Annotated in this window: 8 protein-coding genes; 4 read left to right on the forward strand and 4 right to left on the reverse strand. The window is 42.5% G+C overall.

The window, feature by feature from the left end:
- Positions 1-370: 370 nt before the first annotated feature.
- Positions 371-1648, forward strand: a complete 1278-nt coding sequence (locus VSA01S_RS14055) for a malic enzyme-like NAD(P)-binding protein (RefSeq protein WP_039980025.1) — start codon at positions 371-373, stop codon at positions 1646-1648.
- A gap of 101 nt (positions 1649-1749) precedes the next feature.
- Here the strand turns inward: VSA01S_RS14055 and metJ are convergent, their stop codons facing one another.
- Entirely contained in the window at positions 1750-2070 is a 321-nt protein-coding gene (gene metJ / locus VSA01S_RS14060; protein ID WP_039980023.1) for a met regulon transcriptional regulator MetJ, read from the reverse strand.
- A 237-nt stretch (positions 2071-2307) separates the two neighbouring features.
- Here metJ and VSA01S_RS14065 point away from each other — a divergent pair, with 237 nt between their 5' ends.
- From VSA01S_RS14065 to metF, 3 genes are all read left to right on the forward strand, one after another.
- On the forward strand, positions 2308-3471 hold the full coding sequence (locus VSA01S_RS14065) for an O-succinylhomoserine (thiol)-lyase (RefSeq protein WP_039980022.1): 1164 nt from the start codon (positions 2308-2310) through the stop codon (positions 3469-3471).
- 14 nt (positions 3472-3485) lie between these two features.
- Positions 3486-5894: a bifunctional aspartate kinase/homoserine dehydrogenase II gene (locus tag VSA01S_RS14070; RefSeq protein WP_039980018.1), complete on the forward strand. Its 2409-nt coding sequence runs from the start codon at positions 3486-3488 to the stop codon at positions 5892-5894.
- A gap of 396 nt (positions 5895-6290) precedes the next feature.
- Complete coding sequence (gene metF / locus VSA01S_RS14075) at positions 6291-7193, forward strand: methylenetetrahydrofolate reductase (protein ID WP_039980017.1); 903 nt, start codon at positions 6291-6293, stop codon at positions 7191-7193.
- 147 nt (positions 7194-7340) lie between these two features.
- Here metF and VSA01S_RS14080 read toward each other — a convergent pair whose 3' ends face one another.
- The 3 genes from VSA01S_RS14080 to argE all read right to left on the reverse strand — a co-directional run bounded on the left by VSA01S_RS14080 (position 7341) and on the right by argE (position 12400).
- Positions 7341-7880: a PadR family transcriptional regulator gene (locus VSA01S_RS14080; protein WP_039980016.1), complete on the reverse strand. Its 540-nt coding sequence runs from the start codon at positions 7878-7880 to the stop codon at positions 7341-7343.
- A gap of 415 nt (positions 7881-8295) precedes the next feature.
- Entirely contained in the window at positions 8296-10929 is a 2634-nt protein-coding gene (ppc, locus tag VSA01S_RS14085) for a phosphoenolpyruvate carboxylase (protein ID WP_039980031.1), read from the reverse strand.
- A 334-nt stretch (positions 10930-11263) separates the two neighbouring features.
- Positions 11264-12400: an acetylornithine deacetylase gene (gene argE, locus VSA01S_RS14090; RefSeq protein WP_039980015.1), complete on the reverse strand. Its 1137-nt coding sequence runs from the start codon at positions 12398-12400 to the stop codon at positions 11264-11266.
- Positions 12401-12492: the final 92 nt, after the last annotated feature.

Consider the following 12492-nt stretch of genomic DNA (forward strand, 5'->3'; position numbering starts at 1 on the left):
TTGAATTAATCGTAATCTAGCACCGCTCTTCCTTGAAGAGCCGTGCATAGAAAAGGAAAGCTTCGGCTTTCCTTTTTTGCTTTTAGAGCAGAACATATTTGGTAAGTTTTCTTCTTCTTTTCTATGTACTCTAACGGGCTATTCATCACTTCGTCTTCGGATTGCTGATGAGCATTTTTTCTTGTTGTTACTACAAGATACAAGCGAGTTAAAAATCTAAAATGTGATGCAAATCACTAATATCTGGTCTAATCTCTACTTTATCAATTATTTTTGATGATATTGGTCGCACTTTCACCTATGAAGATTGGCATCTATCCGCTAGAATTTATTCCCCCTTACACAAAAAATAATAAAAGAGAAACTATTCATGTCTGAAGACAATCGCCAAGAGATGACCTTTGAAGAGCAGCGCCGCCAACAAGCGTTAGATTACCATGCTTATCCTACACCAGGAAAAATTGCTGTTGAGTTGACTAAACCAGCAGAAACCGCAAATGATTTGGCATTAGCTTACAGCCCTGGTGTTGCTGAACCCGTGCGTGAAATTGCGCAAAATGCTGACAATGTATACAAGTACACAGCAAAAGGTAACATGGTTGCAGTTATTTCTAATGGAACGGCGATTCTTGGTTTGGGCAACCTTGGTCCATTGGCTTCCAAACCAGTAATGGAAGGCAAAGCGTTACTGTTTAAGCGTTTTGCAGGACTTGACTCTATTGATATTGAAGTAAAACACCGCACGATCGACGAATTTGTTGATACAGTGGCTAATATTGCTGACACTTTTGGTGGCATCAACCTAGAAGACATCAAAGCCCCAGATTGTTTTGAAATTGAAAAACGTCTTATTGAACGTTGTGATGTACCTGTGTTCCATGATGATCAGCACGGTACTGCGATCGTAACCGCTGCAGGTATGTTAAACGCAATAGAATTGCAAGGTAAAAAGCTGGAAGAGTCAACGATCGTTTGTCTTGGTGCTGGTGCAGCAGCAGTCGCTTGTATGGAATTATTGATCAAGTGTGGTGCGATGCGTGAGAAAATCTACATGCTGGATCGCAAAGGGGTAATTCACACGCGTCGCGATGATCTTAATGAATATAAGCAATTATTTGCTAATAATACCGATAAACGCACCCTTGAAGATGTGATTGAAGGTGCTGACTTATTCTTAGGTGTATCTGGGCCAAATTTACTGCCACCCGAAGCACTAAAATTGATGGCTGATAAACCTGTCGTGTTTGCTTGTTCAAACCCAGATCCAGAAATCAAACCTGAACTAGCTCATGAAGTTCGTGATGATTTGATCATGGGAACTGGTCGTAGTGATTACCCGAACCAAGTCAATAATGTACTGTGTTTCCCATTCATTTTCCGTGGTGCATTGGATGTTCGCGCTAGCGAAATTAACGATGAAATGAAGTTGGCTGCAGTTGAGGCGATTCGTGAGTTAGCGAAAGAGCCTGTTCCTGAAGCGGTATTGAAAGCTGCAGGTGCAAAATCACTTGAATTTGGTTCAGACTACATTATTCCTAAACCAATGGATCCACGTTTACTACCACGTGTAGCAAAAGCCGTAGCCCAAGCAGCGGTAATATCGGGTGTTGCTCGTATTGAAATGCCTGCAAATTATATGGCTGAATAAATATCAGAGCTATTGAAGATATTAAAAAAAGGGACAAAAACTGTCCCTTTTTCATTTTTAATGATTAAAAGAGTTATTAGATTTGGATGATGTGCCAGAAGTTACTCTTCATCAAATGCTTCAAATTCAATTCCCATCGCCGTCATCAACGCCTTTGCTTCTGTTGGAATATCATCTGGACGGTCCTTACGGAGATCTTCGTCAGTTGGCAGTGGTTGACCTGTGTAAGCGTGTAAGAAAGCTTCACATAGCAGTTCACTGTTAGTTGCATGGCGTAAGTTTTTGATCTGGCGGCGAGTTCGCTCGTCAGTTAGTACTTTCAAAACTTTTAGCGGGATAGAGACGGTGATCTTTTTTACTTGTTCACTTTTTTTACCGTGCTCTGCATAGGGGCTAATGTATTCGCCATTCCAGTCAGCCATTGAATACCTTCATTTGTGTCATTGGTTAGAAAAATAGATAGATTTGGCTAATCTTAGCTGGATTTACTGACATAATCAAAGACATATAGACGTCTAGAAGTGTTGACGTCTGAATTTTTGGCGGGTAAAGTGAGATTAATTGTTAGGGAAGCGTGTTTATGTGGCTAATGTGTTTATTTGGCTAACTAGTATATAGCGTATTCCCACTTTGATGTCACCCAGTGAAAGGATACACAGATGAGCATTCGCCATAAACCTGCAACTATTGCTGTACGTACAGGTATTGAGTCTGATACTCAGTACCATGCTGTCGTTCCGCCAATTTATCTTTCAACCAATTATGGTTTTCCTGCTTTTGGTGAAGTACCACAATATGATTATACTCGCTCAGGCAATCCAAATAGAGGGTTACTAGAAAAAGCACTCTATGAACTTGAGTCTGGTAAAGGTGCAATTGTTACTAATTGTGGAACATCGGCTCTAAATTTATGGATTTCAGCATTTCTCGGCCCCAATGATCTGATTATCGCCCCACACGATTGCTATGGCGGTACTTATCGACTTTTTAATAGTCGAGCACAAAAAGGCGATTTCAATGTTCTGTTTGTTGATCAATCGGATCAACAAGCATTGGAGGCTGCTCTAGAGAAAAAACCAAAGCTTATCCTCATTGAAAGTCCATCTAATCCATTAGTGCGAGTCATAAATATTGCTTTAGTATGTGAAAAAGCAAAACAAGTTGGTGCATTGGTGGCGGTTGATAATACTTTTTTGACACCTGTATACCAAAAGCCACTAGAGTTGGGGGCAGACTTTGTTATCCACTCGACTACAAAGTATATTAATGGTCACTCAGATGTCATCGGTGGTGTTGTAATTACGAAAAGTGAACAGCATGCTGAAGAATTAGCGTGGTGGGGGAATTGTATTGGCTCAACAGGGACACCTTTTGATAGCTACATGACGTTGAGAGGTATTCGTACTTTAGGAGCAAGAATGCGGGTTCATGAGGAAAGTGCTCAGCAAATTTTGGAGTACTTACAAGACCAACCTTTAGTTAATAAGATTTATCATCCCAGTTTACCTAAACATCCTGGGCATGATATTGCTCAGCAGCAGCAATCGGGCTTTGGCGCTATGCTGAGTTTTGAGTTTGCTGGATCATTTGAACAGCTTAAAGTTTTTGTAAAAGAGCTCTCTTTGTTCTCGCTTGCTGAATCTTTAGGTGGAGTAGAGAGCTTAATTTGTCATCCTGCATCAATGACTCATCGTGCAATGGGAGAAGAAGCATTACTAGAAGCAGGTGTTTCTCAACAATTACTGCGTTTATCGGTGGGATTAGAGGATCCACAAGATCTCATTACTGACTTAGACAAAGCTTTTCTAAAGGCTGCATACTAATTAAAGGAAAAATCATGAATGTTCAGCGTCAGTTACATAAATTTGGTGGCAGCAGCTTAGCTGATCCAGAGTGCTATCGACGAGTGGTTGAAATCCTTAAAGAGTACTCTACTGAAAATGATTTGGTGGTGGTGTCTGCGGCAGGAAAAACAACTAATCAGTTAATTACATTTGTAGAAAATTTAAGCATTAACGTTCGTGTTGCTCATAAAAAATTACAATCATTAAAGCAGTTTCAGTTTGATTTGTTAGAGGTGTTGATATCGGGTGAAGCTAAAGAACAACTGAGGTCATCATTGCACGATGACTTTATTATGTTGGCTGAATTGACTGCACCATTGACTCAAGCTCAGCAAGCAACAGTATTAGGCTATGGAGAAGTGTGGTCTTCACGTTTATTAGCAAGCTTGTTGTCACAATCTGATTTACCTGCAATCGCGCAAGATGCTCGTGCATTTCTTCGTGCAGAGGAAGGTGCACAACCAGAGGTTGATCGAGCTCGTTCTTACCCTCTTATTAAAGAAGTACTCGCTCAGCATAATCATAAGCGTATCATTATTACTGGATTTATGGCTAAGAATGAGGCTAATGAAACGGTACTACTTGGGCGTAATGGCTCTGATTATTCAGCAACGGCGATTGGGGCTCTAGCAGGTGTTGGTACTGTGACAATTTGGAGCGATGTAGTGGGAGTTTATAGTGCAGATCCTCGTTTAGTAAACGATGCCTGTTTGTTGCCATTATTGCGTTTGGATGAAGCGAGTGAACTAGCCCGCCTGGCAACTCCTGTGTTGCACAGTCGGACTCTACAACCTGTGGCACAAAGTGCGATGAATCTTCAACTTAAGTGCAGTTATCAATCAGAGGCGGGTTCTACACGAATTGAACGCGTTTTAGCCTCGGGACGAGGGGCAAAAATTATTACTTCTTTGGATGACATTCTCTTAATTCAACTTTCATTTGTTCATGGTCATGACTTTGAACGAGCAAAAGAAGAGGCACTACGAAGCCTAACAAGAGCCCAATTAGAGCCTTTAGCTTTTGAAGTTCAAGCTGAGCAGCAAAGATTACGTCTAGCATACACTTCTGAGGTTGCAGGGGGAGCGTTAGCTCACTTGCAAGAATCTGCTATAGATGCTGATATTAAACTTAAAGAAGGTTATTCATTACTTGCTGCTGTTGGAGCAGGGGTGACCAAAAATGCTAATCATTGTTTTGGCTTTTACCAGCAATTAAAGCATGCTTCTGTAGAATTTATTTCAGCCACAGAGTCGGGTTTGAGCTTAGTAGCGGTGCTTCGTTGCACTGATGTGACTTCTTTAGTTCAAACAATTCATCGCCAGCTGTTTCAAGCTCAAAAGCGAATAGCAGTAGCTTTGTGTGGTAAAGGTAATATTGGTTCAAGCTGGTTATCCTTGTTCACAACTCAACAAGAAGAACTTAAAAAGCGTCATGGTATGATATTTGAATTGGTTGCAGTGATTGATAGCCAAACTTATCTATTTGATGAAAGTAGCCTTTCTCCACATAAAGTATTACAACATTTTGATGATGATAGTATCGAAAATGATGGTAGCTGGCTGACTAAGCTCGATGGATTGTCTGATTTCGATGAAGTGGTGGTTTTGGATGTGACGGCAAGTCAACAGTTGGCTACTCGTTATATAGATATTGCACAATACGGGTTTCATTTGATTTCTGCTAATAAAGTTGCAGGATCTGCTGATAGTCATTACTACCATCAAGTGCAAAATGCTTTTGCCAAAACAGGTCGACATTGGCTTTATAATGCGACTGTGGGTGCTGGGCTGCCGATCAATCATACCGTGCGTGACTTGCGTGAAAGTGGTGATGAGATTGTTGCGCTATCAGGTATTTTCTCAGGAACGTTATCTTGGCTATTTCAACAATTTGATGGCAGTGTCCCTTTTAGTGAATTAGTCGATTTAGCCTGGCAGCAAGGTTTAACTGAGCCCGACCCTCGAGCTGATTTAGACGGCAGTGATGTGATGCGCAAGCTGGTTATTTTAGCTCGTGAGTCTGGACTTGAGATCGAGCCTGAGCAAGTCAGAGTAGAATCACTTGTTCCTTCGTCTTTACGAACGTTAAGTTTAGATGCTTTCTTCGAACAAGGGGCAACACTCAATGAATCCTTACATGAGCGATTAAAACAAGCACAAGAAAAAGGGCAGGTGTTGCGTTATGTGGCACGACTTGAACGCAATGGCAAAGCGACAGTTGGTATTGAAGCTTTACCTGCTGAACATGCGCTGGCGAACCTATTGCCGTGTGACAACATCTTTGCGATAGAAAGTCAGTGGTATAAAGACAACCCGCTTGTGATTCGTGGACCTGGGGCCGGTCGTGAAGTGACGGCCGGAGCCATTCAATCGGATCTGAATCGATTAGCGAGTTTATTCTAGGGTAAAGGTGTCTTATTTTTTAAGCTTAGGCTGGGTAGAAAAATGGACTCATTAACTTCATCGTGAGTCGTTTGATTTTGCGATGCATGACAAAAACCTTGGCTTAGGGCCAAGGTTTTTTGCTTTTGGTTTGTGCGATACTTGCTGATACTCAAGTAACCTCACAATGCTTAGGTATAAACAATGCTTAGGTATATTCGTCTCCTTGAATCCAACTGAAGGGATGACTCTTAAAGATGAATGATGGTGAATCCAATTAATGATCAACTTGAATAAAATTCATATTTACGAGGTTGACATTAAACTGAATTCATTACATTCTGTGGACATATAGACGTCTAAACGTCGGTTTGAGGATTTGATTTTTGTGGTCAACAGCCACACAGGGAGAGTAAAATGGGTTATACACACGCAGGCCATATTGATGCCTTAAATCAGAATATTGCCGAACTATCGGACAATATCAATGTGTCATTTGAATTTTTTCCACCTAGTAGCGAGAAGATGGAAGAAACCCTCTGGAACTCGGTACATCGCCTCAAACACCTCCAACCTAAATTTGTTTCGGTCACATATGGGGCAAACTCTGGAGAACGAGACAGAACGCATTCCATCATAAAAGATATCAAAGCGGCAACGGGTCTGGTCGCTGCTCCCCATCTCACTTGTATCGATGCAACGCGAGAAGAGTTGAACGCGATTGCGGATGATTATTGGTTTAACGGTATTAAAAATATAGTGGCGTTAAGAGGGGATATTCCTCCGGGTGGAGGGGCTCCTGATATGTATGCTTCAGACTTAGTTGAGTTACTTAAAGCACGCCATGATTTCGATATTTCAGTCGCGGCATTCCCAGAAGTACATCCAGAAGCGAAAAGTGCACAATCCGATTTGTTGAACCTTAAGCGTAAAGTCGAAGCGGGTGCTAATCGAGCGATTACCCAATTCTTTTTTGATGTTGAATCTTACCTGCGTTTTCGTGATCGTTGCGTTGCTGCTGGTATCGATGTGGAAATTGTTCCAGGTATTCTTCCTGTTTCCAATTTCAAGCAAGCATCGCGCTTTGCTGCACAAAATAATGTGAAGGTACCGGGTTGGATGAGTAAGCAGTTTGAAGGGCTGGATGATGACCCGGTTACTAGGCAATTAGTGGGTGCAAGTCAGGCAATTGATATGGTTCGTGTACTAAGTCGTGAAGGCGTTAAAGATTTCCATTTTTATACGCTTAATCGAGCTGAGATGACTTATGCACTCTGTCATACACTGGGTGTTCGCCCGCAAGTTGTGCTAGAAGTTTAAAATATTGATTATATTTAAGTAACCTAAGACGTTGTGTTCAGTGAAATGACCTAGCTTTGAACCAAACATCTTGAGGTTATTTGGTAATCTAAAAATAAAGGCTTGCTACGAGGCAAGCCTTTAATCTATTGATGTGTTTAGTTGAAGTTAACCAATCACTTCGAGTTCTGTTAAGACTTCATCTGCCCAGTTAATCCAAGCTTCACGAAGCATTAAATTACGGCGTAGTGTTAAGCGCTCTAAACGAGCTTGCTTGTCTAGAGTCGACGGAGTTGCATAGTAAGCAGCTTCTATTTCTTTGTAATGAGAAACTAATTTGCGCGATTCTACAACAAGCTGTGAAAGTTGCTCGTGGAAAGGTGCTGCAGGTTGAATGGCACACGCCATTAACTTGGCAGAAAACTCATCACGAACAGTAGGATGTGCAGTTGGTTGATCAAACCACTCTCCTAAAGCACCGCGACCTGCGTCGGTGATGGAGTAAACTTTTCGATCTGGTTTACCTTCTTGAGGTTCTAGTACGCAGGAAACCAAATTCTTTTCAGCCATTTTATTGAGCTCGCGGTAAACCTGTTGATGGCTTGCTTTCCAGAAGTAACCGATGCTCGCAGAGAATTCTTTCGTAATATCGTAACCTGTGGCGTCGCGAGTGCTTAGAACAGTTAAGATAACGTGTGGTAATGACATGTCTTCAATCCAATGGTCAATAAACTTGTAAACAAGCTATTTATACTTCAGGTGTGCTCTTGTCGGCACTTGAGCTTTTTGTGTATAAATAGCACCAACAATGTTGGTCCTGTCACCTTAAAGCCGTTTATCACCTAGAGTGATGGAGATCCATCAAGCTGAAGCATTTATGATTAGAGTAATATGCTTCTAGCGGTTAAGTAGTATATAAATAATAAGCATGAAGTGGAATAGTAGTAGAGAATAAGTTAAAAAAAATTAACAATATACTCATTAAGTGAGATAAATGGTTTTATATTTTATATTTTATTTAATTTATAGTTTTTAATTTTGTAATAAAGCGGGAGAAATTTGTCATCAATGATAAGAATACCCTTGAGGCTGACAATTTATCAGCCTCGAAAGTGTTTTTACTCTAACCGGTATTACGCATTCCTGCTGCAATACCTGCGATGGTTACCATCAATGCTTCTTCTAAGTGATTAGAAGGTTGCTCTGTTTGGCGGGTGCGATAGAGAAGTTCAGCTTGCAGCATATTCAATGGCTCAACATAGATGTTGCGTAGACGAATAGACTCAAGACCCCATGGGTCACGCTGCATGAGGTTCTCATTATTTTCAACATTCAACACAGCTTTGATATCCTGCTTCAGTTGCTCGCGTAGGCGTTCACCGAGTGGGAGAAGCGATTCATCTGCAAGGCGTTGATCGTAATAGCGTGAAATATCGATGTTACACTTAGAATACACCATCTCAAGCATGCCAAGGCGCGTAGAAAAGAATGGCCACTCACGGCACATTTCTTCCAGCAGTGCTTGATGACCTTGATTAACGGAATATTGAATCGCTTCCCCTGCACCTAACCATGCAGGTAATACTAATCTATTTTGGCTCCAAGAGAAGATCCAAGGGATTGCTCGCAGGCTTTCCACACCACCATTTGGGTTACGTTTAGCTGGGCGAGAACCGAGCGGCAGCTTCCCCAATTCTAGTTCCGGAGTCGCTTGACGGAAGTAAGGGACAAAATCAGGTTCGTCGCGTACAACTTTTCGGTAGGCTTCACAGCTGACCTGTGAAAGTGCCTCCATTAGTTCACGCCAGCCCTGCTTCGGCTCTGGTGGCGGTAAAAGGTTGGCTTCTAGAATCGCACTGGCGTAAAGGTTGAAGCTATTAACGGCGACATCTGGTAAACCAAGCTTAAAGCGGATCATTTCACCTTGTTCGGTAACACGTAGGCCACTCTTCAAACTCTTCGGTGGTTGAGAAAGTAAAGCGGCGTGAGCAGGCGCTCCTCCTCTGCCAATGGTACCCCCACGGCCGTGGAAGAGTGTCAGTTCAACGCCTTCTTCTTCAGCAACTTTAACCAATGACTCCATGGCATGATATTGTGCCCAGCCAGCCGACATAACTCCCGCATCCTTGGCTGAATCTGAGTAACCGATCATCACCATTTGATGGTTTTGGATAAAGCCGCGATACAGGTCAATTCCCATGAGTTGTTGGATGACAGATTCTGCATTGTTTAAATCGTCGAGAGTTTCGAATAGTGGACATACATCCATGCGGTAAGGGCAACCTGCTTCTTGCAGCAGCAAGTGCACCGCAAGTACATCTGAAGCAGTACGAGCCATTGAAATTACATACGCCCCAAATGCTTCACGCGGTTGGGCAGCAATAATCTTACAGGTATCTAAAACTTCTTTGACCGGCTCAGACGGCTCCCAGTCCCGGGGAAGAAGAGGGCGCTTGGAGGCAAGCTCATTGGTGAGGAAAGCAACTTTATCTTGCTCACTCCATTGTTCGTAGTCACCAATACCAAGATAACGTGTCAGCTCAGAGAGAACATCTGCATGACGTGTGCTCTCCTGACGAATATCAAGGCGTACTAGATGAACACCAAAAGCCTTAACACGGCGTAGAGTATCTAGAAGGGAGCCATTGGCGATCACCGTCATGCCACATTCGGTAAGCGATTTATAGCACGCGTAAAGTGGTTCCCAAAGTTGTTGGACATTTCTCAGTGGTGCTTTAACGGCAAGTTGCTGACCATGGATTTTAGCATCTAAAATATCTTTGCTTTCAATAAGCAGAGAACGAAGTTGCTTTAGAATGGCACGGTACGGCTCATGCGCATCTTCTCCCGCTAACTGACGGACATTTTCATTGCACACCGTCATCGACAATTCACTGATCAATTCATTAATATCATTAAGGTAGAGATCCGCGGCTTTCCAGCGAGAAAGCAGGAGCACTTCACGTGTAATACTGTGGGTGACAAATGGGTTGCCATCACGGTCACCACCCATCCAAGAGGAGAAATGAACGGGACGAGCATCGATAGGGAGGCCTTCGCCGAGGTAATGTTTTAGGCGATCATTCATTTCACGTAGAAATTCTGGTACGGCTTCCCATAAAGAGTTCTCGACGACGGCGAAGCCCCACTTAGCCTCATCTAGTGGCGTTGGGCGTTGCTGACGAATAACATCGGAATGCCAGCTTTCTGCGATCAGTTGTTCTAAACGACGTTCTGTCTTTTTACGTTCTTTAAAAGAGAGATCGCTGAGTTCTAATTTGGAGAGGCACTCATTAATTTTGACCAGCTTATTGATCATTGTGCGGCGAGTAATTTCGGTTGGATGCGCGGTGAGAACCAGTTCAATATTGAGATCTTTAACCGCTTGAGCAGTGTCGAGCTTACTCACGTTGTTTTGAACCAGCTTTGAGAAAAGAGTATTAATAGCGTCTGGTTCGCAGACATGCTCTTCGCAATGACGCGAGATCGTATGATATTGCTCAGCAATATTGGTTAGATTCAGAAATTGATTAAACGCTCGTGTTACAGGTGTGAGTTGTTCATCTGGTAAGCTTTTAATTTCTTCGATTAAGCTTTCCCTGTCTGCTTTGTTCCCTGCTTGAGCGGATTTAGATAATGTACGAATTGTTTCTACTTTTTCGAAAATCTCTTCACCATGGGCATCACGAATCGTATTCCCCAGTAAATGGCCTAGCATGCGTACATTGCTTTTGAGTGCCGCGTATTTTTCGTTCATCGTCATCCTGCCTCGTAAAAAAACTACATTCATATTCCTTGTTAAGATTCCAATTTAGCGAAAATCAGCGGCGATAGTCAAATAAAGCCGATTAAGTGAACCATGAATCTGCAATTCTTCTGATTTAGAGCAAATCCGGTTAGTGATTTGAAAAGGAAAATGAAATTTAATTACAAATTAGCCAGTGAAATTTGAGGTGAGTTGAGATCGGGGGAGGGTAAATCGTTTTACGTTTGTTAAGGCGTATTTGCTCACAATAACTGGGCAACACACCTTTCCTTACTTAAAACGATTTTATCTTGAACATAACTTAGCCACGAAAGAGTAGCAGGCTCTAATGACAATATTTGATCATCGCACGGGACAAAATATCGATGGTGGGATTGATAAAATCTAGCGACAAGAACTCATCAGGTTGATGTGCTTGCTCAATCGATCCTGGGCCCAGTACAAGAGTAGGGCATAAGGTCTGTAAGAATGGAGCTTCTGTACAGTAGTTGACGGTTTCTGAGCGGGTTTGACATATTTCTTCGATGCCATTGATAAAAGGGTGTTCATGATGACATTCGTAGCCCGGGATCGGTTCATGCAGCGGGAGGATTTCAATTCTGCCCGGCCACTTCGATTCAACTTCTTTTAAAGCACCACGTAGCATGTTGTCTAAGCCATCGAGGCTAATTCCTGGTAGAGGGCGCACATCGTAATGCAGCTCACAGCATCCACAAATACGGTTAGCGCTATCTCCCCCATGTATGTGACCTAAGTTAAGCGTTGGGCTTGGAATGGCAAAACCTGGGTGGTGGTATTCTTTCACCAGCTTATCGCGTAATTGCATCATGGCAAACATCACTTCATGCATTATTTCTATTGCGTTTACGCCAAGCGCAGGATCAGAAGAATGACCAGATTTACCTGTCACGCGTATGGCGTTTGCGACATGCCCTTTATGACCTCGAATCGGAACAAGGCTGGTAGGTTCTCCAATGATGCAATAATCCGGTTTAAACGGTGCGTGCTCAGTAAAATGACGAGCACCTAGCATCGTGGTTTCTTCATCGCAGGTGGCCAAAACATAAAGAGGTTTAGTTTGCTTACTCCAGTCGAGTTGCTTTACTGCTTGATAAATAAACGCAAAGAAGCCTTTCATATCCGCAGTACCCAAGCCGTAAAAGCGGTTGTCTTTCTTGGTCAGCTTATGCGGATCAAAACTCCAGCGCCCTTCATCAAATGGCACTGTGTCGCTGTGCCCAGCTAGGAGCAACCCACCTTCACCTGTTCCTAGGCGTGCGATCATATTGTGTTTGCCTGGCGCTACTTCGATCACATCGACAAAAAAACCAAGATCTTTGAACCAAGAAGCCAGCTTCTCGATCACTTTTGCATTGCCTTGATCCCAGCTTGGATCGGTTGAGCTGATCGATGAAGTGCTAATAAGGCCTTCATAGACTTCGAGAAAAGTAGGTAATTGCATAGGTTATCTCATTCTCCTATTGACAGACTGATGATGAAAATGTAAAACACATAATAAATCAATTTGAATGAATAAAAAATCAAATTAAGATT

It is taken from the genome of Vibrio sagamiensis NBRC 104589, assembly GCF_007990935.1.
Taxonomy (GTDB): Bacteria; Pseudomonadota; Gammaproteobacteria; order Enterobacterales; family Vibrionaceae; genus Vibrio; species Vibrio sagamiensis.

Coding starts and splice junctions, on each gene's coding strand:
- VSA01S_RS14055 (WP_039980025.1), top strand. CDS start 371: ATGTCTGAAGACAATCGCCAAGAGATGACCTTTGAAGAGCAGCGCCGC.
- metJ (WP_039980023.1), bottom strand. CDS start 2,070: ATGGCTGACTGGAATGGCGAATACATTAGCCCCTATGCAGAGCACGGT.
- VSA01S_RS14065 (WP_039980022.1), top strand. CDS start 2,308: ATGAGCATTCGCCATAAACCTGCAACTATTGCTGTACGTACAGGTATT.
- VSA01S_RS14070 (WP_039980018.1), top strand. CDS start 3,486: ATGAATGTTCAGCGTCAGTTACATAAATTTGGTGGCAGCAGCTTAGCT.
- metF (WP_039980017.1), top strand. CDS start 6,291: ATGGGTTATACACACGCAGGCCATATTGATGCCTTAAATCAGAATATT.
- VSA01S_RS14080 (WP_039980016.1), bottom strand. CDS start 7,880: ATGTCATTACCACACGTTATCTTAACTGTTCTAAGCACTCGCGACGCC.
- ppc (WP_039980031.1), bottom strand. CDS start 10,929: ATGAACGAAAAATACGCGGCACTCAAAAGCAATGTACGCATGCTAGGC.
- argE (WP_039980015.1), bottom strand. CDS start 12,400: ATGCAATTACCTACTTTTCTCGAAGTCTATGAAGGCCTTATTAGCACT.